The 22867-nt window shown below is 40.6% G+C and carries 14 protein-coding genes, 2 tRNA genes, 3 rRNA genes and 1 other annotated feature; of the genes, 8 read left to right on the top strand and 11 right to left on the bottom strand.

Annotation, left to right across the window (positions count from 1 at the left end):
- Positions 1 to 15 precede the first annotated feature (15 nt).
- The 3 genes from F1325_RS04765 to F1325_RS04755 all read left to right on the top strand — a co-directional run bounded on the left by F1325_RS04765 (position 16) and on the right by F1325_RS04755 (position 4701).
- Positions 16 to 2685 (top strand): bifunctional acetate--CoA ligase family protein/GNAT family N-acetyltransferase, encoded by a 2670-nt coding sequence (locus F1325_RS04765; RefSeq protein ID WP_160230056.1) that lies wholly within the window; start codon positions 16 to 18, stop codon positions 2683 to 2685.
- Between the two features lie 178 nt (positions 2686 to 2863).
- Complete coding sequence (pssA, locus tag F1325_RS04760; protein WP_109374055.1) at positions 2864 to 4222, top strand: CDP-diacylglycerol--serine O-phosphatidyltransferase; 1359 nt, start codon at positions 2864 to 2866, stop codon at positions 4220 to 4222.
- 131 nt (positions 4223 to 4353) lie between these two features.
- On the top strand, positions 4354 to 4701 hold the full coding sequence (locus tag F1325_RS04755; RefSeq protein WP_109374054.1) for a YfiM family lipoprotein: 348 nt from the start codon (positions 4354 to 4356) through the stop codon (positions 4699 to 4701).
- A gap of 90 nt (positions 4702 to 4791) precedes the next feature.
- Here the strand turns inward: F1325_RS04755 and rrf are convergent.
- The 8 genes from rrf to rluD form a co-directional block, all read right to left on the bottom strand.
- Positions 4792 to 4907 (bottom strand): 5S ribosomal RNA (gene rrf / locus F1325_RS04750).
- A 118-nt stretch (positions 4908 to 5025) separates the two neighbouring features.
- Positions 5026 to 7929 (bottom strand): 23S ribosomal RNA (locus F1325_RS04745).
- 338 nt (positions 7930 to 8267) lie between these two features.
- Positions 8268 to 8343 (bottom strand) — tRNA-Ala (locus tag F1325_RS04740).
- Positions 8344 to 8478: 135 nt separating this feature from the next.
- Positions 8479 to 8555: transfer RNA gene (locus F1325_RS04735), tRNA-Ile, on the bottom strand.
- A 71-nt stretch (positions 8556 to 8626) separates the two neighbouring features.
- Positions 8627 to 10169: ribosomal RNA gene (locus F1325_RS04730) — 16S ribosomal RNA — on the bottom strand.
- Together the 16S, 23S and 5S rRNA genes with 2 tRNA genes alongside form the textbook arrangement of a ribosomal RNA operon.
- Positions 10170 to 10712: 543 nt before the next feature.
- Positions 10713 to 13286 (bottom strand): ATP-dependent chaperone ClpB, encoded by a 2574-nt coding sequence (clpB, locus tag F1325_RS04725; RefSeq protein WP_109374389.1) that lies wholly within the window; start codon positions 13284 to 13286, stop codon positions 10713 to 10715.
- A gap of 146 nt (positions 13287 to 13432) precedes the next feature.
- The gene (gene yfiH / locus F1325_RS04720) at positions 13433 to 14164 is read right to left on the bottom strand and encodes a purine nucleoside phosphorylase YfiH (RefSeq protein WP_160230055.1); all 732 of its coding nucleotides are present in this window, start codon (positions 14162 to 14164) and stop codon (positions 13433 to 13435) included.
- A complete protein-coding gene (rluD, locus tag F1325_RS04715) occupies positions 14165 to 15142 on the bottom strand; it encodes a 23S rRNA pseudouridine(1911/1915/1917) synthase RluD (RefSeq protein WP_075672439.1) in 978 nt (325 codons plus the stop codon).
- A gap of 135 nt (positions 15143 to 15277) precedes the next feature.
- Here rluD and bamD point away from each other — a divergent pair, with 135 nt between their 5' ends.
- The 3 genes from bamD (at position 15278) to pheA (ending at position 18084) form a co-directional block, all read left to right on the top strand.
- Positions 15278 to 16012: an outer membrane protein assembly factor BamD gene (gene bamD / locus F1325_RS04710; RefSeq protein ID WP_109374391.1), complete on the top strand. Its 735-nt coding sequence runs from the start codon at positions 15278 to 15280 to the stop codon at positions 16010 to 16012.
- Between the two features lie 271 nt (positions 16013 to 16283).
- Positions 16284 to 16619: a ribosome-associated translation inhibitor RaiA gene (raiA, locus tag F1325_RS04705; protein ID WP_109374392.1), complete on the top strand. Its 336-nt coding sequence runs from the start codon at positions 16284 to 16286 to the stop codon at positions 16617 to 16619.
- A 154-nt stretch (positions 16620 to 16773) separates the two neighbouring features.
- Positions 16774 to 16891, top strand: a sequence feature (Phe leader region).
- Between the two features lie 35 nt (positions 16892 to 16926).
- On the top strand, positions 16927 to 18084 hold the full coding sequence (gene pheA, locus F1325_RS04700; RefSeq protein ID WP_109374393.1) for a bifunctional chorismate mutase/prephenate dehydratase: 1158 nt from the start codon (positions 16927 to 16929) through the stop codon (positions 18082 to 18084).
- Between the two features lie 71 nt (positions 18085 to 18155).
- Here pheA and F1325_RS04695 read toward each other — a convergent pair whose 3' ends face one another.
- Entirely contained in the window at positions 18156 to 19496 is a 1341-nt protein-coding gene (locus F1325_RS04695; protein WP_109374394.1) for an anaerobic C4-dicarboxylate transporter, read from the bottom strand.
- Between the two features lie 403 nt (positions 19497 to 19899).
- On the opposite strand from F1325_RS04695, the gene F1325_RS19115 reads away from it, so the two are divergent.
- Together F1325_RS19115 and F1325_RS04690 are read left to right on the top strand one after the other, a co-directional pair.
- Complete coding sequence (locus F1325_RS19115) at positions 19900 to 20055, top strand: hypothetical protein (protein ID WP_167392503.1); 156 nt, start codon at positions 19900 to 19902, stop codon at positions 20053 to 20055.
- Between the two features lie 32 nt (positions 20056 to 20087).
- Positions 20088 to 20258 carry a hypothetical protein gene (locus F1325_RS04690; protein ID WP_160230054.1) on the top strand — a complete coding sequence of 57 codons (171 nt, stop codon included), beginning with the start codon at positions 20088 to 20090 and terminating at the stop codon, positions 20256 to 20258.
- 93 nt (positions 20259 to 20351) lie between these two features.
- Here F1325_RS04690 and tyrA read toward each other — a convergent pair whose 3' ends face one another.
- Positions 20352 to 21476 carry a bifunctional chorismate mutase/prephenate dehydrogenase gene (gene tyrA, locus F1325_RS04685; RefSeq protein WP_109374395.1) on the bottom strand — a complete coding sequence of 375 codons (1125 nt, stop codon included), beginning with the start codon at positions 21474 to 21476 and terminating at the stop codon, positions 20352 to 20354.
- Between the two features lie 27 nt (positions 21477 to 21503).
- Positions 21504 to 22598 (bottom strand): 3-deoxy-7-phosphoheptulonate synthase, encoded by a 1095-nt coding sequence (locus tag F1325_RS04680; protein WP_109374396.1) that lies wholly within the window; start codon positions 22596 to 22598, stop codon positions 21504 to 21506.
- Positions 22599 to 22867 lie beyond the last annotated feature (269 nt).

Here is a 22867-nt window from a genome sequence, read left to right as displayed (position 1 = left end):
AACTCTGGAGTGGATATGAGCCAACGAGGTCTTGAAGCACTATTACGTCCTAAATCTATTGCGGTGATCGGTGCCTCTGAAAAATTAGGTCGAGCAGGAACCACCATGATGAAAAATTTGCTCAGTGGTGGATTTAATGGCCCAGTATTTCCGATTAATCCTTCTCGTGGCTCTGTCTCTGGTGTTTTCACTTATCCTTCTATTGATAAATTGCCTCAAGTTCCTGATCTCGCGATTATTTGTACACATCATCGCCGCAACCTTGAGTTACTAAAACAATTAGGTGGATCTGGTTGCAAAGCCGTGATTGTGCTTTCTGCACAACCTGAACAATTTCAGCCAATAAAATTACTTTGTCAGCAATATCATATCCGTTTACTTGGCCCAAATAGTTTGGGGCTTTTAGCACCGTGGCAAGGTTTAAATGCCAGCTTTTCACCTCTTCCAGTTAAAAAAGGAAAGTTAGCTTTTATTTCGCAATCAGCGGCTGTCGCCAACACGATTTTAGATTGGGCTTATTATCGTAATATCGGCTTTTCCTATTTTATTGCGCTAGGTGATAATCAAGATATCCAAGTCGATGACTTATTAGATTTTCTGGCAAGAGACAGTAAAACCAGTGCTATTTTATTGCATCTCGAACATATAAAAGATGCACGACGATTTATGTCAGCATCTCGTAGTGCTTCGCGTAATAAACCCATTCTGGTGATAAAAAGTGGTCGTACTCAAAAAGCTCAACTGTTATTGGGCGATACACCTAGTTATGACGTGGCTTATGATGCCGCTTTTCAACGTGCGGGTTTATTACGAGTACAAGATACCCATGAGATGTTTTCTGCCGTTGAAACACTTAGCTATATGACGCCTTTAAAAGGCGAAAGATTAATGATTATGAGTAATGGCTCTGCACCTGCTGCAATGGCAGTTGATGAGCTATTTTTGCATTCAGGAAAGCTCGCACAACTTACAGATGAAACAAAACAAAAACTACAAAGTGTTATTCAAGAAGAAAATGCCATTCGCAACCCGCTAAACTTAGGTGATGATACAACGGTTGAACGTTATATTTTGGCATTGAATTGTTTGTTAGATAGCCATGATCACGATGCTTTACTCCTTATTCACACACCGAGTGCCATTGCTCCTAGCATTGAAACTGCGCAACGAGTCATAGAAGCCATCAATAAACATCCTCGACGTAAATGGCTTACCGTTTTCACTAACTGGGGGGGAGAGTATTCCTCTCAGCAATCACGCAAATTATTTAGTGAAGCAGGAATTCCAACCTATCGAACACCTGAAGGTGCCGTCACCGCATTTATGCATATGGTGGAGTATCGCCGTAACCAGAAGCAGTTAAAAGAGACACCGGCATTACCTTTAGATGTCAAAATGAATACGCAACAAGCACATCGTTGCATTGAAGAGGCATTAAAAAATAAGCAATATCGATTAGACACACACCAAGTTCAGCCAATTATGGAAGCTTACGGCTTTAATACTCTTCCTACTTGGATTGCCCATAATGCACAAGAAGCTGTCAATATTGCTGAAAAGATTGGTTATCCTGTTGCGCTGAAATTGCGTTCTCCTGATATCCCTCATAAGTCCGAAGTACAAGGTGTTATGCTTTATCTTCGAGACAGTACAGAAGTATCATCAGCAGCTCATGCTATTATAGAGCGTGTTACAGAACTCTACCCTCAAGCACAAATTCAGGGTTTATTGGTGCAAAGTATGGCGAATAGAGCTGGCTCTCAAGAACTACGAGTCGCAATCGAGCAAGATCCTATTTTTGGTCCATTAATTGTATTAGGTGAAGGGGGAGTTGAGTGGCAAATAGAAACTAAAGCTGCAGTTGCTTTACCACCTCTTAATATGGCGCTTGCCCGTTATCTAGTTATTAATGCGATAAAAAGCGGAAAAATACAGCCTAGAAGCGCTTTACAGCCTCTAAATATATTAAGTCTAAGCCATTTTTTGGTGCAGGTTTCTCACTTACTTTTAGATTGTCCACAAATTGTCAGATTGGATATTCATCCTCTACTGGCTTCAGGTAATGATTTTACGCTACTCGATGTCGCGATGGAGTTAGCGCCTCTACAAGGCGATCCTCATCAAAGGCTCTCTATTCGCCCTTATCCCAATGAATTAGAAGAAACCTTCTTTCTAAGAGATAACAATCCTTGCTTTATCCGCCCTATTTTGCCGGAAGATGAACCGTTACTTAAAACCTTTATAAACCAAGTAACAAAAGAAGATCTTTATTATCGCTATTTTAGTGAGATCAGTGAGTTTACGCATGACGATCTCGCGAATATGACCCAAATTGACTACGATCGAGAAATGGCTTTTGTTGCAATCCGAAATCCAGAAGATCGGCCTGAAATCATTGGTGTTGCCCGTGCAATGGCAGATCCGGATAATCAGCATGCAGAATTTGCTATTCTTGTGCGTTCTGATTTAAAAGGAAATACTTTAGGTCATCAACTTATGACTAAACTTATCAACTATACTAGAGAACATGGCATTAAACGTTTGACCGCGATAACCATGCCTGAGAATCGCAATATGATAAGTTTAGCGAAAAAACTAGGATTTTCTGTTGAAGTACAATTTGATGAAGGAATAGTCAATCTTGATTTACAGCTTGGAACATCAAAAGATAGCCCAACGCTATAATCATAAGAGAAAGTTTCTTTATGTGATTGTTCACGCATCCTTTGATAAATTAGCTATATATGATGATTTTATGCGTACATCCCATATAACTAATGTTATGATCAGAAGATCGGTTAAAGAAAATCTACATGGACGATGGCTCCATCTGCCATCATAAACAAGAGAATTAAGCACTGTGATGTTGTCTAAACTAAAACTTGCTAAGCATCAACAACACCTTGCACAACTGCCTAAATTAGCTCAGTCAGTTGCTGATGTTGAAACGCTTTATCAGACGTCCGCGTTTCGCAGCACCTTATTGAAATATATTGCTCAAGCAAAGAAAGAGATCTTTATTACGGCTCTTTACCTAGAGCACGATGAGGCTGGTGAAGAGATCCTTGATGCGCTTTACAGCGCAAAACAACAACGTCCTGAATTAGCCATTACAGTTATTGTTGACTGGCACCGTGCTCAACGTGGGCGTATTGGTGTCTCTGCTGATGCAACGAATGCTGATTGGTACTACCACGTTGCACAGCAACACCCTGATGTCGAGATCCCTATTTACGGTATTCCCGTAAACACTCGTGAAGCATTAGGTGTATTACACCTTAAAGGCTTTATCTTTGATGATACGGTTATCTATAGTGGCGCAAGTATTAATAATGTTTATTTGCACAAACTGGATAAATATCGTTATGACAGATATCACATCATCCAAAATAGCGAATTAGCCTCCACAATGAAGCAGTTTATTGTGACTGATCTTTTGCAATCAGAAGCGATTCAACGATTGGATATCAAAGATAGAGTTCGTTGTGCCGAAATTAAAAACTGTATTCGTCAATTTCGTTTCAATTTACGCACTCGTGATGGCTATGATATTAAAGCCAATGCTTCTAACAACGAGCTGGCAGTAACACCTTTAATGGGTTTAGGTAAGAAAAATATCTTAAATAAGACAATTTCTCACCTTATGGCTTCTACTGAAGAAAAGCTTGTTATTTGTACACCTTATTTTAATTTACCTGCGATCCTTGTACGTCAAATCAGTCATTTATTAAGAAATGGCAAGCAAGTCGAAATTATTATTGGTGATAAAACTGCAAATGACTTCTATATTCCACCAGAAGAGCCATTTAAAATTATTGGTGCTCTACCTTATCTCTATGAGATCAATCTGCGTAAATTTACCCAACGTTTCCAACGCTTTATTGATAATGACCAATTAACAGTAAGACTTTGGAAAGATAACGATAATACCTATCACCTAAAAGGCATGTGGGTTGATGATAGCTGGCAATTAATTACTGGTAATAATCTTAATCCGCGTGCATGGGGATTAGATTTAGAAAATGCCATATTAATTCATGATCCTAAACATGAATTACATGAGCAACGACACAATGAGTTAGCCTGTATTCGCCAACATACTATTGTCGTAAAACATTACCAAGATCTAGAAAATATTAAACTTTATCCTCTAAAAGTGAAGAAATTAATCAAACGATTACGACGTATTCGTGTTGATAGATTAATTAGCCGTATACTTTAAACGCTAACGCTTCCCGTCTTAAAGCCTTACTTAAATATCAGTAAGGCTTTTTTGTTTTCTAAAATTATCTTCTATACTTAATAAGCACTTATATTAAAATATTTTTATCAGTGAAAAGGCTTTTATTTTTTATGAAACTAAGGCTTAAATGTGGTTCTCTGATCATTTTATTATCAATAATGACTTTAACGGGTTGCCAGTCATTTCATTTTGCCAATGATAATTGGCAAGGCAAAGATAAAGCTCAACATTTTTTATTTTCTATGGCTGCTTCAGCGGGCGCAAATGCGTATGCAGATCATCAAAATTATGGTCATAGAGAGGGATTATTAATTGGGCTCTCGTTTTCGATTAGTTTAGGTGCAACAAAAGAGCTTTATGATAGTCGTCCGAAAGGTACTGGCTGGAGCTGGCATGATTTTGCTTACGATATTGCGGGAGCTGCGGCGGGTTCATTGTTTTATCAGCAATTAAAATAGTGTTTTATTCCTCAAAAATAAAATAGAGACAGAGAAACCCCAAACGCAAAAAAGCCAACCCATTGGGTTGGCTTTCTCGTCTTATTTAATGCCTGGCAGTTCCCTACTCTCACATGGGGAGACCCCACACTACCATCGGCGCTACAACGTTTCACTTCTGAGTTCGGCATGGATTCAGGTGGGTCCGCTGCGCTATGGCCGCCAAGCAAATTCGGTATCATTACCCGTTACTGTTGTTTCTTTCTCAGTAACCAGCAATATTCAATCTTAAACAAGCTTACTTCATCGATGTTCGTCTCTCAGACAAAACACCTTCGGTGTTGTCAGGTTAAGCCTCACGGTTCATTAGTACTGGTTAGCTCAACGTATCGCTACGCTTACACACCCAGCCTATCAACGTCTTAGTCTTAAACGTTCCTTTAGGTCACTCTAGGTGACAGGGAAGACTCATCTCGAGGCAAGTTTCCCGCTTAGATGCTTTCAGCGGTTATCTCTTCCGCACTTAGCTACCGGGCAATGCCATTGGCATGACAACCCGAACACCAGTGGTGCGTTCACTCCGGTCCTCTCGTACTAGGAGCAACCCCTCTCAATCTTCCAACGCCCACGGCAGATAGGGACCGAACTGTCTCACGACGTTCTAAACCCAGCTCGCGTACCACTTTAAATGGCGAACAGCCATACCCTTGGGACCTACTTCAGCCCCAGGATGTGATGAGCCGACATCGAGGTGCCAAACACCGCCGTCGATATGAACTCTTGGGCGGTATCAGCCTGTTATCCCCGGAGTACCTTTTATCCGTTGAGCGATGGCCCTTCCATTCAGAACCACCGGATCACTAAGACCTACTTTCGTACCTGCTCGAGCCGTCACTCTCACAGTCAAGCTGGCTTATGCCTTTGCACTAACCGCATGATGTCCGACCATGCTTAGCCAACCTTCGTGCTCCTCCGTTACTCTTTAGGAGGAGACCGCCCCAGTCAAACTACCCACCAGACACGGTCCCCGACCCAGATTATGGGCCTAGGTTAGAACATCAAACGTTAAAGGGTGGTATTTCAAGGTTGACTCCATGCAGACTGGCGTCCACACTTCTAAGTCTCCCACCTATCCTACACATCAAGGCTCAATGTTCAGTGTCAAGCTATAGTAAAGGTTCACGGGGTCTTTCCGTCTTGCCGCGGGTACACTGCATCTTCACAGCGAGTTCAATTTCACTGAGTCTCGGGTGGAGACAGCCTGGCCATCATTACGCCATTCGTGCAGGTCGGAACTTACCCGACAAGGAATTTCGCTACCTTAGGACCGTTATAGTTACGGCCGCCGTTTACTGGGGCTTCGATCAAGAGCTTCTCCTTACGGATAACCCCATCAATTAACCTTCCAGCACCGGGCAGGCGTCACACCGTATACGTCCACTTTCGTGTTTGCACAGTGCTGTGTTTTTAATAAACAGTTGCAGCCAGCTGGTATCTTCGACTGGCTTCGGCTCCGTCCGCAAGGGACTTCACTTACCGCCAGCGTGCCTTCTCCCGAAGTTACGGCACCATTTTGCCTAGTTCCTTCACCCGAGTTCTCTCAAGCGCCTGAGTATTCTCTACCTGACCACCTGTGTCGGTTTGGGGTACGATTGTTGGTAACCTGAAGCTTAGAGGCTTTTCCTGGAAGCAGGGCATCAATTGCTTCACCACCTTAGTGGCTCGTCATCACACCTCAGCATTAAGTGACCGGATTTGCCTAATCACTCTGCCTACATGCTTGAACCGGGACGACCGTCGCCCGGACAACCTAGCCTTCTCCGTTCCCCCATCGCAGTTACCACCAGTACGGGAATATTAACCCGTTTCCCATCGACTACGCTTTTCAGCCTCGCCTTAGGGGTCGACTCACCCTGCCCCGATTAACGTTGGACAGGAACCCTTGGTCTTCCGGCGTGCGGGTTTTTCACCCGCATTATCGTTACTTATGTCAGCATTCGCACTTCTGATACCTCCAGCATGCCTCACAGCACACCTTCACAGGCTTACAGAACGCTCCCCTACCCAACAATATTTACATATCGCTGCCGCAGCTTCGGTGCATAGTTTAGCCCCGTTACATCTTCCGCGCAGGCCGACTCGACCAGTGAGCTATTACGCTTTCTTTAAATGATGGCTGCTTCTAAGCCAACATCCTGGCTGTCTGAGCCTTCCCACTTCGTTTCCCACTTAACTATGACTTTGGGACCTTAGCTGGCGGTCTGGGTTGTTTCCCTCTTCACGACGAACGTTAGCACCCGCCGTGTGTCTCCCGTGATAACATTCTTCGGTATTCGTAGTTTGCATCGAGTTGGTAAGTCGGGATGACCCCCTAGTCGAAACAGTGCTCTACCCCCGAAGATGAGTTCACGAGGCGCTACCTAAATAGCTTTCGGGGAGAACCAGCTATCTCCCGGTTTGATTGGCCTTTCACCCCCATCCACAAGTCATCCGCTAATTTTTCAACATTAGTCGGTTCGGTCCTCCAGTTAGTGTTACCCAACCTTCAACCTGCCCATGGATAGATCACCGGGTTTCGGGTCTATACCCTGCAACTCATTCGCCCAGTTAAGACTCGGTTTCCCTACGGCTCCCCTATTCGGTTAACCTTGCTACAGAATATAAGTCGCTGACCCATTATACAAAAGGTACGCAGTCACCTCACGAAGAGGCTCCTACTGCTTGTACGTACACGGTTTCAGGTTCTTTTTCACTCCCCTCGCCGGGGTTCTTTTCGCCTTTCCCTCACGGTACTGGTTCACTATCGGTCAATCAGGAGTATTTAGCCTTGGAGGATGGTCCCCCCATATTCAGACAGGATAACACGTGTCCCGCCCTACTCGTCGAGTTCACAATAACAGCATCTTCAGATACGGGGCTATCACCCTTTACTGCCGGACTTTCCAGACCGTTCTCCTGATGCTGCTATTGATTAAGACTCTGGGCTGTTCCCCGTTCGCTCGCCGCTACTAGGGGAATCTCGGTTGATTTCTTTTCCTCGGGGTACTGAGATGTTTCAGTTCTCCCGGTTCGCTTCATTAACCTATGTATTCAGTTAATGATAATATCCATTGGATATTGGGTTTCCCCATTCGGAAATCGTCGGGTATAACGGTTCATATCACCTTACCGACGCTTATCGCAGATTAGCACGTCCTTCATCGCCTCTGATTGCCTAGGCATCCACCGTGTACGCTTATTCGCTTAACCTCACAACCCGAAGGTGTTTCTCTCGAAGACGACTTTAAAGGTCATGGCTACACAAGCATCAATTCGTTGTTGGGCAGTGCTCGTAATGCTCACATACTTATGTATGCTGCGCTTACTGCGCGCTGTCCGCCTAGAATTGCTGTTGCTCGCTCATGACACTCGCCTTGGAGTATCACACATTCAAGGTCTGAGATTTTGAGAGACTCATCAATATACCTCGGTGATATATTGATTTGTTTTCAATTTTTCAGCTTGTTCCAGATTGTTAAAGAGCAAAATAATTCGCAGTATACTATTGCTAATATACTCTGAATTATTGTTTTATATTCAAGAAATTATGGTGGAGCTAAGCGGGATCGAACCGCTGACCTCCTGCGTGCAAGGCAGGCGCTCTCCCAGCTGAGCTATAGCCCCATAATGCATTCTTAATACCTGTATAACCACTCCTTTTCTTCTTTATAAAAGAAGCTTTTTCTTTAGGCAAGGCATGGAGTAACGAAGTTTACTTAAAGTAAACGAGTTGCTTCACAACACAGCATAAAGGAAAAGTGGTAGGCCTGAGTGGACTTGAACCACCGACCTCACCCTTATCAGGGGTGCGCTCTAACCACCTGAGCTACAAGCCTATACCGGTATTTCTGCTCGTTCTTCATCAGACAATCTGTGTGAGCACTGCACATAACACGTATCTCTTAGGTAAGGAGGTGATCCAACCGCAGGTTCCCCTACGGTTACCTTGTTACGACTTCACCCCAGTCATGAATCACAAAGTGGTAAGCGCCCTCCCGAAGGTTAAGCTACCTACTTCTTTTGCAACCCACTCCCATGGTGTGACGGGCGGTGTGTACAAGGCCCGGGAACGTATTCACCGTAGCATTCTGATCTACGATTACTAGCGATTCCGACTTCATGGAGTCGAGTTGCAGACTCCAATCCGGACTACGACAGACTTTATGAGTTCCGCTTGCTCTCGCGAGGTCGCTTCTCTTTGTATCTGCCATTGTAGCACGTGTGTAGCCCTACTCGTAAGGGCCATGATGACTTGACGTCATCCCCACCTTCCTCCGGTTTATCACCGGCAGTCTCCTTTGAGTTCCCGCCATCACGCGCTGGCAACAAAGGATAAGGGTTGCGCTCGTTGCGGGACTTAACCCAACATTTCACAACACGAGCTGACGACAGCCATGCAGCACCTGTCTCAGCGTTCCCGAAGGCACTCCTCTATCTCTAAAGGATTCGCTGGATGTCAAGAGTAGGTAAGGTTCTTCGCGTTGCATCGAATTAAACCACATGCTCCACCGCTTGTGCGGGCCCCCGTCAATTCATTTGAGTTTTAACCTTGCGGCCGTACTCCCCAGGCGGTCGATTTAACGCGTTAGCTCCGGAAGCCACTCCTCAAGGGAACAACCTCCAAATCGACATCGTTTACAGCGTGGACTACCAGGGTATCTAATCCTGTTTGCTCCCCACGCTTTCGCACCTGAGCGTCAGTCTTTGTCCAGGGGGCCGCCTTCGCCACCGGTATTCCTCCACATCTCTACGCATTTCACCGCTACACATGGAATTCTACCCCCCTCTACAAGACTCTAGCTGACCAGTCTTAGATGCCATTCCCAGGTTAAGCCCGGGGATTTCACATCTAACTTAATCAACCGCCTGCGTGCGCTTTACGCCCAGTAATTCCGATTAACGCTTGCACCCTCCGTATTACCGCGGCTGCTGGCACGGAGTTAGCCGGTGCTTCTTCTGTTGGTAACGTCAATCGCTGATGATATTAGCATCAACGCCTTCCTCCCAACTGAAAGTACTTTACAACCCTAAGGCCTTCTTCATACACGCGGCATGGCTGCATCAGGCTTGCGCCCATTGTGCAATATTCCCCACTGCTGCCTCCCGTAGGAGTCTGGGCCGTGTCTCAGTCCCAGTGTGGCTGATCATCCTCTCAGACCAGCTAGAGATCGTCGCCTAGGTGAGCCATTACCTCACCTACTAGCTAATCCCATATGGGTTCATCCGATAGCGCAAGGTCCGAAGAGCCCCTGCTTTGGTCCGTAGACGTCATGCGGTATTAGCTACCGTTTCCAGTAGTTATCCCCCTCTATCGGGCAGATCCCCATACATTACTCACCCGTCCGCCGCTCGTCAGCAAGAAAGCAAGCTTTCTCCTGTTACCGCTCGACTTGCATGTGTTAGGCCTGCCGCCAGCGTTCAATCTGAGCCATGATCAAACTCTTCAATTAAAAGTGTTTGATGCTCAAAGAAATCGAAAACTTAGCTATTCATAAATGAATTTACTTTTGTTGTTCACTCTTCAAGACTTGATACATCTAATATTTTAGAAGATATCGTCTCTGCGAGTGCCCACACAGATTGTCTGATAATTTGTTAAAGAGCAGTGCAACATTCGCTGCCGTTTCCGGTCTTCTGCGTTGTTGCGAGGAGGCGTATATTACGTTATTCCTCTGAAGAGTCAAGAGTTTTTTCAAACTTTTTTCTTTTCTCTTCACCGTCCTGCGTGGCTTGTTGTTTGCTCATCGCCGGTCAGTGGATGCGCATTATAGGGAGATCTCGGATTAGCGCAAGTGTTTATTTCAATTTTTTTTCCGATAGCACACTTAATAATCAAATCGATATATTCAGTGTAATTTATAGACATTTACTGTCGAAAAAAGTTTCAAATAATATAAATCATATTTAAATATCCCCATCCCCCTTACTCAATAAAAACACAAAGTATAAAAAAAGAGGCTTATATAAGCCTCTTTTTGGTTTAGTGTTATCTATTACTGCTTCGCGATTATCTTATTGTCATCTAAATCTAAGATAATCTCTTTGCCCGGTAATAATTTGCCAGACAAGATATCTTGAGCTAATGGATTTTCAACCTCTTGCTGGATAGCCCGTTTTAATGGACGAGCACCATAAATTGGATCGAATCCAACTTCGCTCAATTTCTCTAATGCAGCCCCAGTGATAGTAACGTGATAACCACGCTCTTCTAAACGCTGGTATAAACGACGCAATTGAATTTGTGCAATCGCTGCAATGTTTTCTTTACCTAATGGGTGGAATACCACAACTTCATCAATACGGTTGATAAACTCTGGTCTGAAATGATGGCCAACAACATCCATCACAATGTTTTTCATTTCAGGATAATCAATTGTCCCGAAGCGTTCTTGAATTAAATCAGACCCCAAGTTCGATGTCATAATCACAACTGTATTACGAAAATCGACTGTTCTGCCTTGTCCATCCGTTAAACGACCATCATCCAATACTTGTAATAAGATATTGAATACGTCTGGATGCGCTTTTTCAACTTCATCTAATAAAATGACTGAATAAGGGCGACGGCGAACGGCTTCTGTTAAATATCCACCTTCTTCGTAACCAACATATCCTGGAGGTGCACCCACTAAACGAGAAACGGAGTGTTTTTCCATAAATTCAGACATATCGATACGAACCATTGCATCATCACTATCAAACAAGAAGTTCGCTAATGCTTTACACAACTCAGTCTTACCTACCCCAGTAGGTCCTAAGAATAAGAACGAACCAATTGGACGATTAGGATCAGATAATCCAGCACGGCTACGACGAATAGCATTAGATACTGCACTCACAGCCTCAGCTTGACCAATAACACGTCTATGTAGCTCTTGTTCCATTCTTAGCAGTTTTTCACGTTCCCCTTCTAGCATTCTAGATACAGGAATACCTGTCCAACGAGCCAAGATTTCAGCAATTTCAGCATCAGTGACTTTATTACGTAACAGCTTCATATGTTTATCTTCAGCTTTATTAGCTTCAGCAAGCTGTTTTTCTAACGTCGGGATTTGTCCATATTGGATCTCTGACATTTTCGCCAAATCACCGCTACGGCGAGCTTGTTCTAATGCAATACGAGCCTGCTCTAATTCAGATTTAATATGTTGAGTGCCAGTAAGCTCTGCTTTTTCTGCTTTCCACTCTTCTTCTAAAGCAGAATACTCTTTCTCTTTTTCCGCAAGTTCTTCATTTAGCATCTCTAAACGTTTTTTACTTGCATCATCAGACTCTTTTTGCAGTGCTTGTTGTTCAAGTTTCAGCTGAATAATACGTCTATCAAGTCTATCTAATGCTTCTGGTTTTGAATCCATCTGCATACGTAGGCTTGCGCCCGCTTCATCAATTAAGTCAATCGCCTTATCTGGTAACATACGGTCAGAGATATAACGATGAGATAAAGTCGCAGCCGCAACAATCGCAGGATCTGTAATTTGAACATGATGATGAAGTTCATAACGTTCTTTCAGACCACGTAAAATAGCAATAGTATCTTCTACAGTTGGCTCAGCCACATACACTTTTTGGAAACGACGCTCTAATGCCGCATCTTTTTCAATATATTGACGATATTCATCAAGTGTTGTTGCACCCACACAGTGTAATTCACCACGAGCTAATGCAGGCTTTAACATATTTCCCGCATCCATAGCACCGTCAGCTTTACCTGCGCCAACCATCGTATGTAATTCATCAATAAACAGAATGACACTGCCTTCCTGTTTAGATAAATCATTTAAAACAGCTTTTAAACGTTCTTCAAATTCACCACGGTATTTAGCACCTGCTAATAACGAGCCCATATCTAAAGAAAGTACACGCTTATTCTTTAAACCTTCAGGGACTTCACCATTAACAATACGTTGAGCCAAACCTTCAACAATGGCCGTTTTACCTACCCCCGGTTCACCAATAAGCACAGGGTTGTTTTTAGTACGGCGTTGTAGAACTTGAATGGTTCTTCTTATTTCTTCATCACGACCAATAACAGGATCGAGTTTGCCTTGTTCTGCTCTTTCCGTTAAATCCACAGTATATTTTTTCAATGCCTGACGTTGGTCTTCTGCATTTTGATCGTTCACTGTTTCTCCACCACGTATTTTTTCAATCGCTATCTCAAGACTTGCTTTATTCGCTCCGGCTGCTTTTAGCATATCAGCAACTTGCCCACCGGTTTCTATAGCAGCTAAAAGAAAGAGCTCTGACGAAATAAATTCGTCACCTTTTTTCTGTGCCAATTTATCGCACAAGTTAAGGTGCTTAATTAAATCATTTGAGGGATGAACCTCTCCACCAGCACCTTCGACTTTAGGTAATCGAGACAAAGCATCATTAATTCGCTCATTAAATTGCGATGCATTAACACCTACGGATGTTAATAGAGGGCGAATTGAGCCACCTTGTTGATTAAATAACGCACTCAGTAAATGTATGGGTTCTATAAATTGATTATCGTTCCCAAGTGCCAATGACTGGGCGTCTGCGAGAGCTTGCTGGAATTTGTTGGTTAATTTATCCAGACGCATAACACCTCCAAGTAAAATTTAAAGTAAAATTCGTAACTGGAGAATAGATGAGGTCATTTTGACAATATTCAAGCTCAAAATAAAAATTTTGAGCAAAAATATTCATCAATATTTGAGATAAGTGAGAAAAAACGTTGAGAGAAAGTTTATTTAATCCAGATTAATGATGCCATTCGCCCAGTTACATGCTCTCGTCTATAAGAAAAGAAGCGCGATGGATCAGTTACAGTACAAAAATCGCCACCATAAATCTGAGTTACTCCACTTTCCTGTAAGATTATTCTCGCTAACATATAAATATTAGCTAAATATTTACCATTATGGGGAATAAATGCAGATTCAAAGGCAATATTTTTCTCTATAAACGCCAAACGGACTTCTGCACCAACCTCAAAAGCAGTTGGTCCAATTGCGGGCCCTAACCATGCCATAATTTGATCTTTAGGTGCTTTAAACTGCGCAAGTGTATTCTGTAATACACCATGGCAAAGCCCTCGCCATCCACCATGAGCGGCGCCAACTTCTGTTCCATCAACAGTTGTAAAAAGGACTGGCAAACAATCTGCCGTCATAATTGCGCAAACTTTTTTCACGGTAGAGGTGTAAAGGGCATCACCTTGTATTTCATTATTTTTCTCAGTATTTAGCGTAACAATATGGGTGCCATGAACTTGTTCAAGCCATAGTGGCATTTCAGGCAATTGAGCTTGCTGGCAAAGTCTGCGTCTATTTTCTTCAACATCAGACAATTTATCACCAACATGAGTACCTAAATTGAGGCTGTTATAAGGCGGTAGACTAATCCCACCTTCTCTCAAGGTACTGCAAGACCCAATATTTTCAGGTTGTGGCCAATCTGGAAAAATCAATGAAGTCATTTACCAATCCATTTCATCTTTAAACTGTTCAACGTCAGCTTTTAGCACATCGATAAGCTTAACCATATCATCAGGCAATGGCGCATGCCATTCCATTTCAATACCTGTTATTGGATGATAAAGACGTAGCATCGTTGCATGTAGCGCTTGTCTATCAAATAAGCGTAACGTTTCACGTAATTCATCTGAAGCCCCTTTTAAAGGACGAGGTCTTCCTGCATAAAGCTGATCACCGATTAAAGCATGGTGAATATGAGCCATATGAACACGAATTTGGTGAGTACGACCGGTTTCTAAACGTAAACGCAAACGTGTATGAGCACGGAAATGCTCCATAACACGATAATGTGTTACTGCTGGTTTACCCATTGGGTGCACAGCCATATGTGTCCGTTTAGTTGGATGTCGAGAAATAGGTTCATTCACTAATCCTCCCGCCGTCATTCTTCCGGTTGCAACCGCTTCATACTCACGCGTGATTTCACGACGTTGTAAAGCTTCAACTAAATGCGTTTGAGCAGGAACTGTTTTTGCAACAACCATTAAACCTGTTGTATCTTTATCCAATCGATGGACAATACCCGCACGAGGTACATTAGCAATCTCTGGATAGCGATAAAGTAATGCATTTAATACGGTGCCATCAGGATTACCCGCACCAGGATGTACAACGAGATCTCTTGGCTTATTGATAACTAAAATATCGTCATCTTCATAAACGATATTTAACGGAATATTCTGAGGCTCCCAGCGAACTTCCTCTTCAATTAAGGCATCGACTTCAATTTTTTCACCGCCAAGCATTTTTTCTTTTGGCTTATTGATGATTTTATCGTTAACCTGCACTCTATTGTCTAAGATCCACTCTTTTATACGAGATCTTGAATAATCAGGGAACATTTCGGCCAAAGCCTGATCTAAGCGTTGACCCAGCTGTGAATCTGCGACTGTAGCATTAAGTCGTATTTGTTGAGACATAAATAATTTTCTATTAATTAAGTTAGTGTTTTGACGGCACAGCCGTTTCATTTAAAATGAGTTATAGTGTAACCGATTTCAGGGGAGCTTCACGGAGAGACTCCCCAAACCTATTCAGAGGATAATCAATACGTGATGAGACGCATTAAATACCTGGTGGCAGCGGCCACTGTAAGCCTGTTACTAGCTGGCTGTTCGAGTTCAGACAAAGACGCTACTGCCGATATGTCGCCTTCTGAGCTTTACTCAACCAGTCAGGAAAAATTGCTAGATGGCAATTATGGAGCGGCTATCAAACAATTAGAGTCTCTCGATAATCGCTATCCTTTTGGCCCTTACTCGCAACAAGTTCAACTCGATCTGATTTATGCTTATTATAAATCAGCGGAACTACCAATGGCGATTTCTGCAATCGACCGTTTTATGCGATTAAACCCAACCCATCCTAATATCGACTATGTTCTTTATATGCGAGGCTTAACAGCTCAAGCATTAGATGATAGTGCATTACAAGGATTCTTTGGTATTGATCGTTCAGACCGTGATCCTCAACATGCCATCGTGGCATTTAAAGATTTTAGTCAATTAGTTCGTTACTATCCAGACAGCCTTTATGTCGCCGATGCAACCAAACGCCTAGTCTTTCTTAAAAACCGTTTAGCGAAGTATGAGCTTTCTGTTGCGAAATTCTATACTAAACGAGGGGCTTATGTCGCGGTTATTAATAGAGTAGAGCAAATGATGCGCGATTATCCTGACACACAAGCTACTCGTGACGCGCTTGTCTATATGGAAAACGCTTATAAAGAATTAGGTCTGACGCAAGAAGCAGAAAAAGTAGCTTCACTAATTGCAGCCAATCCAGACTAACAAAAACATCACCATCAAAAACAGCAGCTTATCGCTGCTGTTTTTTTATTCTTTTCTAGCTAAATTGTCTTTACTTTTCATCAGCCCAACCTTCCTAATATGACTGAATAAATGCAACTTAACAAGCGGTCTTTTTCAGCTATTTATCATTTGTCACGTTTCTATTACTAGTTACACATACATCTAACAAAAAGTGATTTTGATCATGTTTTAAATTGTGTATCACGATATTCTGAAGTTATCGAAGACGGAGTAATAAAGAGGTAACTATATGATTATAAATATTACTAGCAAACAAATGGAAATTACCCCAGCACTACGTGAACACATTGAAAGCCGTCTAACTAAACTCAATAAATGGCAGGTGAATTTAATCAATCCTCATATTATTCTTACGAAAGATCCTAAAGGCTTTAGTGTTGATGCCAGCATTCATACACCAAATGGGCAATTGGTCGCTAATGCACAACACACTGATATGTATGTTGCAATTAATGAATTACTCGCAAAACTTGAACGTCAATTAAACAAAGTTCAGCATAAAAACGAATCTCGTCGGGCTGATAACAGCCTGAAAGAAGAGAATTTACTTGTCGATGAAATGTAAATAGTAAAGCAAGATTAAAAATTAGAATAAATCACTGACTCAAAACGCCTCTGCGCATCCTCGTGATGCGCTTTTTATTGTATTTTTCTTGACTCTATTCACATCATCATGTTTGATAGCGATATGTTAAATAATTTACCAATCAATATAATGAAAAAACATTCACATTTGCCTTTCTTCTTTTTCTTTCTACTCTTTCATTAAGAGGCTTTGTCATTTCAGAAAGAAAAGTAAGAACGACAATAGCCTCCAAAATTGGAGGCTTTTTTATTTATGATGGCATGACATAACGGTATAGGGCTTAAACATGGAAAAACTCGATTTATCAGCAATCAGAGATAAGATCACAATGTTAGATTCAGAGTTACTAACATTGTTAGCAAACAGACGCCAATTATCTGCTGATGTTGCTCAATTTAAATTGAATACACATCGCCCTATTAGAGATAAAAATCGTGAGCGTGAATTACTTGATTTATTAATTGAGAAAGGAAAAAACGTTGGACTAGATGGTTTTTATATTAGCCGTATTTTTCAAATGATCATCGAAGACTCTGTCTTAACGCAACAAGCCATTCTACAACAACATCTTAATGCAACGCCTAATGAATCAGCCCGAATTGCTTATTTAGGGCCTAAAGGCTCTTATTCACATATTGCTGCTCGTCAATATGCTGCCCGCCATTTTGATAGCTTCGTTGATTGCACTTGCCAGAAATTTGACGACATTTTTACACTTGTTGATACTGGTCAAGCTGATTACGGTTTGCTGCCAATTGAAAATACCAGTTCGGGGGCAATTAATGATGTTTACGATTTACTGCAAACAACATCAATCTCTATTGTTGGAGAAATTCGCATCCCTATTAATCATGCGCTTTTAACAAGTGTTGATAGCAGTACAGAAGAGTTGCAAACTATTTATAGTCATCCTCAACCCTTCCAACAATGCAGCCATTATTTAAATCAGTATCCAAACTGGAAAATTGAATATTGTGAAAGTACAGCGGCTGCAATGGAAAAAGTAGCTCTTGCACAATCACCATTTGTTGCGGCAATTGGTAGTGAAGCCGGTGGCTCTCTTTATGGTCTAAAACCTCTAGCTAATAATTTAGCAAATCAGCAAATAAACGTAACACGCTTTATTGTTATTGCACGAAAAGCTATTGATGTTTCAGAGCAAGTACCCGCTAAAACAACCTTCTTAATGGCTACTGGGCAACAAGCGGGTGCATTAGTCGATGCATTAATGATTTTAAAAAAATACGACATTATTATGACAAAACTCGAATCTCGTCCTATTAATGGTACACCTTGGGAAGAGATGTTTTATATTGATGTTCAAGCCAATTTGCGTGATATCAATATGCAAAAAGCCTTACACGATTTATCACAAACAACACGTTCATTAAAAATACTAGGCTGTTACCCTTCAGAAAATGTTGTTCCTGTTGAAGTGAAATAACCTAGCTCCCAAAAAAGCCAAATAGCATATAGCTATCTGGCTTTTCTTTTTGGTTCTTATTTTAGAATTAATTATAAGAAACCATACATCGCAGCGAATACCCAACCAAAGATACAGGAAACAGTTACACCAATTAATCCCGGTAGAATAAAGCTGTGATTTATAACAAAACGCCCTATTCGAGTTGTGCCAGAACGGTCAAATTGAATTGCCGCTAAGTCACTAGGATAAGTTGGCAGAATATAATAACCATAACAAGCAGGTGCCGATGCAATAATATAAGCCGGATCAACACCAATACCCAATGCTAAAGGAACAATTGCGGCTAAAGCCGCTGCTTGTGAATTAACAAACTTAGATACCAATAATAAGACAACGGCATAAGCCCAAGGATATTCTCGTACTAATTGTCCTAATGCAGCTTCTATTTCTTTCATATGTGCAGAGAACATTGTTTCTGCCATCCAAGCAATACCATACACGGCAACAATTGCTATCATCCCTGAACGAAATACTTCATTTTTAGAAATAAGAGAAGGGTTGGTTTTACAGATAATAATAATTGATGCGCCAGCTAATAACATAAACATCTGAATAACGAGCACCATAGATAATGGCTTGCCATTAAATACAGGACGTATTTCAGAGAAAGCACCTAATATTGCCACAACAGCAATTGCACCTAAGAAAATCCACATTGCTACCCAGTTTTTCATAGGGAGCTTTTTATCTAGAAGTGTTGCTGTATCACCATAAACATAATCATGGTTTTCAGGAACTGAAACAAATTCTTGGAAGCGCTGGTCTTTATCTAAATCTTTTCCTCTAAACCAGCTAAAGATACCAATGGCTAAAATACCGATAAAAGTAGAAGGAATAGTAATTGCTAATAAATCTAAAAATTCAAGGTGTTTACCATTAAAAGTCACATCACCGAGCATTGCGACTAAAGTAACAACGGCAACAGACACTGGGCTGGCAATAATCCCCATTTGAGAGCCGATTGTACTTGCCGCCATTGGTCTTTCAGGGCGAATATTATTTTTAATCGACACGTCATAGATAATTGGCAATATAGTATAAACAACATGCCCAGTACCACATAATATTGTAAGAGTACAAGTTACGAGTGGTGCAACAATAGAAATATATTTTGGATTTTTACGTAATAATTTTTCTGCTATTTGCAACATAACATCTAATCCACCAGATGCTTGTAATGTTGCTGATGCAGAAACAACTGCAATAATAACTAACATTACATCAACAGGTGGTTTTCCTGGAGGGAGATTAAAAACAAAAACTAAAATAACCAAACCTACACCACCTAATAGACCTAATGCAATTCCTCCCTTCCTAGCTCCATAAAATAGACATACTAATATAATGGCGAGTTGTATTAAAAAATCCATAAATTACCCCTTGAAAAACACATCGGAATATAAATAAAAAATAATACAGTCGAGTTTCCAGCATTTCTTGCAAAAAACATAGTTTATAAAATGTAATTTACGACAACTGTTATATTCATTTTTTTGATCATTGTTATAATTTTAATAATACCTTTTAATTTCATTCAGTTTTAAGATCTCATCAACAAATAACTTTTAATAAAAAGACAATGTTGAACATTAATTATTATTAAATTAAACTCAGTGATAACAATTAAATAACAACAAACAGAATATGCATTAATCTATTAATAAAAAAGATATTTATCTCATTGTTTTTAAATGTATATTTATATTCTTCTACTTTTATTTTCTAAGTAAAAATAGGTGATCTTTATCTATTGTTAAATAACAGGGAAAAAACATGAACACTTTTATCACACTGATTTTAAGTCTATTTTTTACTAATAACGTAGATGAAATTAAATTAAAAGAGAGTTATCACACTTACTCATTAACGCCTCAATCGGATTTGAACCGTTGTACAGTAAGTCCATGCCCAGATCCTAAAGACTATTAATTTTTAAGCATTTTATTTTTAAAGGAATTCTTATGAATAAATTATATATTTTAATATTCTCATTTTTATTCGCTAGTTATGCGAGTGCTTATTTTTATGATAAGGGAGAGAAAAATATAACATCAAAAATTGAATATTCTCAAAGTAATACCGCCCCCCAAGATCCTGAGATCTGTGTTTGGCCACCTTGTGATGTCTGGTAATATTCAATTGTTATTTAGTTGAATCATTAGCAAATAAAAAGCCGAACGATTGAATATGTCGTTCGGCTTTTTATTTTTTATTCTGTCATTAGTCTAAATTCGGCTATCATTAGCCTTTTGTAATAATACACCACTCTCTTTCATAAATTGAGAAGCATAATCGCCAAACCAATCACTCACGTTATTAAATGAATGAACAAACTCACTCTTTGCATTTATATCTAATAAATCGATAGCTTGACCTAGAGAACGATGATATCTACGAATTAGTTCAATATTCTCTTGTGATGATAAAATAATATCAGCATAGAGTTGAGGATCTTGAGCAAACAGTCGTCCTATCATTGCCAATTCTAAGCGATAAATAGGAGATGAGAGCCGTAGTAAACTGGCTAAATCAACTTTTTCTTTTGCTAAATGCTGACCGTAAGCAAAGGTAGTAAAATGTCGAAGTGCTTGAATAAAACTCATGTTTTTATCATGCTCTTCTGGCGTAATCGCCTCAATTTTTGCTCCCCATACCATTAATTGCTCTAACAGCCATTCAAATTCTTGATGATTTCGTCCTTCACAATAAGCCACGACCTGTTTTGCCAAACTGGGCACATCAGGGCCAAACATTGGGTGAAGACCTAAAACTGGCCCACTATGTGCCTTTAACATCGCCTCTAAAGGGGCTTTCTTAATAGAAGCTAAATCAACAAGTAAACAATCTTTAGGTAAAGCAGGAAGTTTTTCGATAACCTCAACAGTTAAATGAATTGGCACACTAATAATCACCATACCCGCATTATCAAAAATAGCAGGTGACTTAGTTTGCCATTCATCAGCTTCTAAACTTTCAACTTGATAGCCAGAAAGTGTAAACAAACGAGAAAATAGTTTACCCATTTTCCCATTTCCTCCCACAATAACGATTTTACCAAGTTGAGGGTTAAGAGTTTTAAATCCCTTGTCATTCTCTTTAGTATAGGACTCTCGCATTACTCGGCGTAACACATCTTCAATCAAATCTGGGGAAATCCCCATCATTTGTGCATCATTACGACGAGAAGCAAGCATAGCGGCTTCTCTATCAGGTGCATAAATCGGTAAGCCATGACGGTTTTTAACTTCTCCCACTTCAGCTACCAACTGCATTCTTTTTGCGAGTAAAGAAAGCAGTGATTTATCTACCTGATCAATTTGCTCACGCAAACCTTGTAATTCTTCAGCCATCTATGCTTGCCTCTTTTTTCTTTATGATTAACTAACTTTTTTTAACTGAGCTTCACGCTGAACCAAAATCGGGGAAAGTTGAGCATGTAAATTTCTTAACACTGACTCCGTTGTTTCCCAACTAATACACGCATCTGTTACTGAGACACCGTATTTCATTTCACTACGAGATTGCTCTGACGATTGATTGCCTTCATTAATATGGCTTTCTAACATAATGCCAGTAATAGATTCATTACCTTTATTAATTTGCTCAATCACAGAATCAACCACCGCCGTTTGACGACGGAAATCTTTATTAGAATTACCATGGCTGCAATCAATCATTAATGATGGTTTTAATCCTGCTTTTACCATTTGAGCTTCACATTGAGCAACATCTTCTTCATGGTAGTTTGGTGTTTTGCCACCACGTAAAATAACATGACCATCAGGGTTACCTTGTGTTTGCAATAAACAAACCTGCCCTGATTGATTAATTCCCATAAACCGGTGTGGCATAGAAGCCGCTTTCATCGCGTTAATCGCAGTATCTAAATTACCATCTGTTCCGTTTTTAAATCCAACTGGCATTGAAAGCCCTGATGCCATTTCACGGTGAGTCTGAGATTCTGTTGTTCTGGCTCCAATTGCAGACCAACTAAATAAATCACCTAAGTATTGTGGATTGTTAGGATCTAACGCTTCAGTCGCCAAAGGCAAACCTAATTGTACAAGCTCAGTCAATAGCTTACGGGCAATATGTAACCCTTTTTCCATCTCAAAGCTACCATCCATAAATGGATCGCTGATTAAACCTTTCCAACCAACAGTTGTACGAGGTTTTTCAAAGTAGACACGCATCACAATATACAGACTATCACTTAATTCAGACGCTAAGACTTTCAGGCGTTTTGCGTAATCTAACGCAACATCGACATCATGAATGGAACAAGGCCCACATACCACGAGTAAGCGAGGATCACGACGTTGGACAATTTCAGAAATTGTTTGACGTGACTGAGCAATGGCATGCAGATCATTGCGACTCAATGGGTATTTTTGTTTTAACTCTTCTGGAGTAATTAAAACCAGCTCTTCGCTGATATTCACATTATTGAGTGCGTCTTTTTGCATGATCATAATCTTTACCTTTTTATATCTGTCATTGTGATTTTTGTGTGTCTGAAAGATAAGATAACACGAGATGTAAAGAAATCAATCCATATTTTTAATAATTTTGACAACATTGTAATCATATCTTTACGATAGATATTTTGATGCAAATAAATAATAAATAACAATTAGTTACAATAAACAAAGAGAGCATAAATAATGTGATGAAGATTGAATTAAAATACCATTTTGTAAAAATATATTTACAGTTTATCTTTTAATGAATCTCGACATAT

It is taken from the genome of Proteus columbae (assembly GCF_009914335.1).
Lineage (GTDB): Bacteria > Pseudomonadota > Gammaproteobacteria > Enterobacterales > Enterobacteriaceae > Proteus.
The sequence above is the reverse complement of the archived record's forward strand: the minus strand, read 5'-3'. Positions and strand labels throughout refer to the sequence as shown.

Bases quoted from the DNA above. Each gene is read 5' to 3' on its own strand.
- yfiH (WP_160230055.1), bottom strand. From the start codon at position 14,164: ATGACTTCATTGATTTTTCCAGATTGGCCACAACCTGAAAATATTGGG.
- pheA (WP_109374393.1), top strand. From the start codon at position 16,927: ATGGAAAAACTCGATTTATCAGCAATCAGAGATAAGATCACAATGTTA.
- F1325_RS04695 (WP_109374394.1), bottom strand. From the start codon at position 19,496: ATGGATTTTTTAATACAACTCGCCATTATATTAGTATGTCTATTTTAT.
- raiA (WP_109374392.1), top strand. From the start codon at position 16,284: ATGATTATAAATATTACTAGCAAACAAATGGAAATTACCCCAGCACTA.
- pssA (WP_109374055.1), top strand. From the start codon at position 2,864: ATGTTGTCTAAACTAAAACTTGCTAAGCATCAACAACACCTTGCACAA.
- F1325_RS04690 (WP_160230054.1), top strand. From the start codon at position 20,088: ATGAATAAATTATATATTTTAATATTCTCATTTTTATTCGCTAGTTAT.
- bamD (WP_109374391.1), top strand. From the start codon at position 15,278: ATGAGACGCATTAAATACCTGGTGGCAGCGGCCACTGTAAGCCTGTTA.
- clpB (WP_109374389.1), bottom strand. From the start codon at position 13,286: ATGCGTCTGGATAAATTAACCAACAAATTCCAGCAAGCTCTCGCAGAC.
- tyrA (WP_109374395.1), bottom strand. From the start codon at position 21,476: ATGGCTGAAGAATTACAAGGTTTGCGTGAGCAAATTGATCAGGTAGAT.
- F1325_RS04765 (WP_160230056.1), top strand. From the start codon at position 16: ATGAGCCAACGAGGTCTTGAAGCACTATTACGTCCTAAATCTATTGCG.
- F1325_RS04680 (WP_109374396.1), bottom strand. From the start codon at position 22,598: ATGATCATGCAAAAAGACGCACTCAATAATGTGAATATCAGCGAAGAG.
- F1325_RS19115 (WP_167392503.1), top strand. From the start codon at position 19,900: ATGAACACTTTTATCACACTGATTTTAAGTCTATTTTTTACTAATAAC.
- F1325_RS04755 (WP_109374054.1), top strand. From the start codon at position 4,354: ATGAAACTAAGGCTTAAATGTGGTTCTCTGATCATTTTATTATCAATA.
- rluD (WP_075672439.1), bottom strand. From the start codon at position 15,142: ATGTCTCAACAAATACGACTTAATGCTACAGTCGCAGATTCACAGCTG.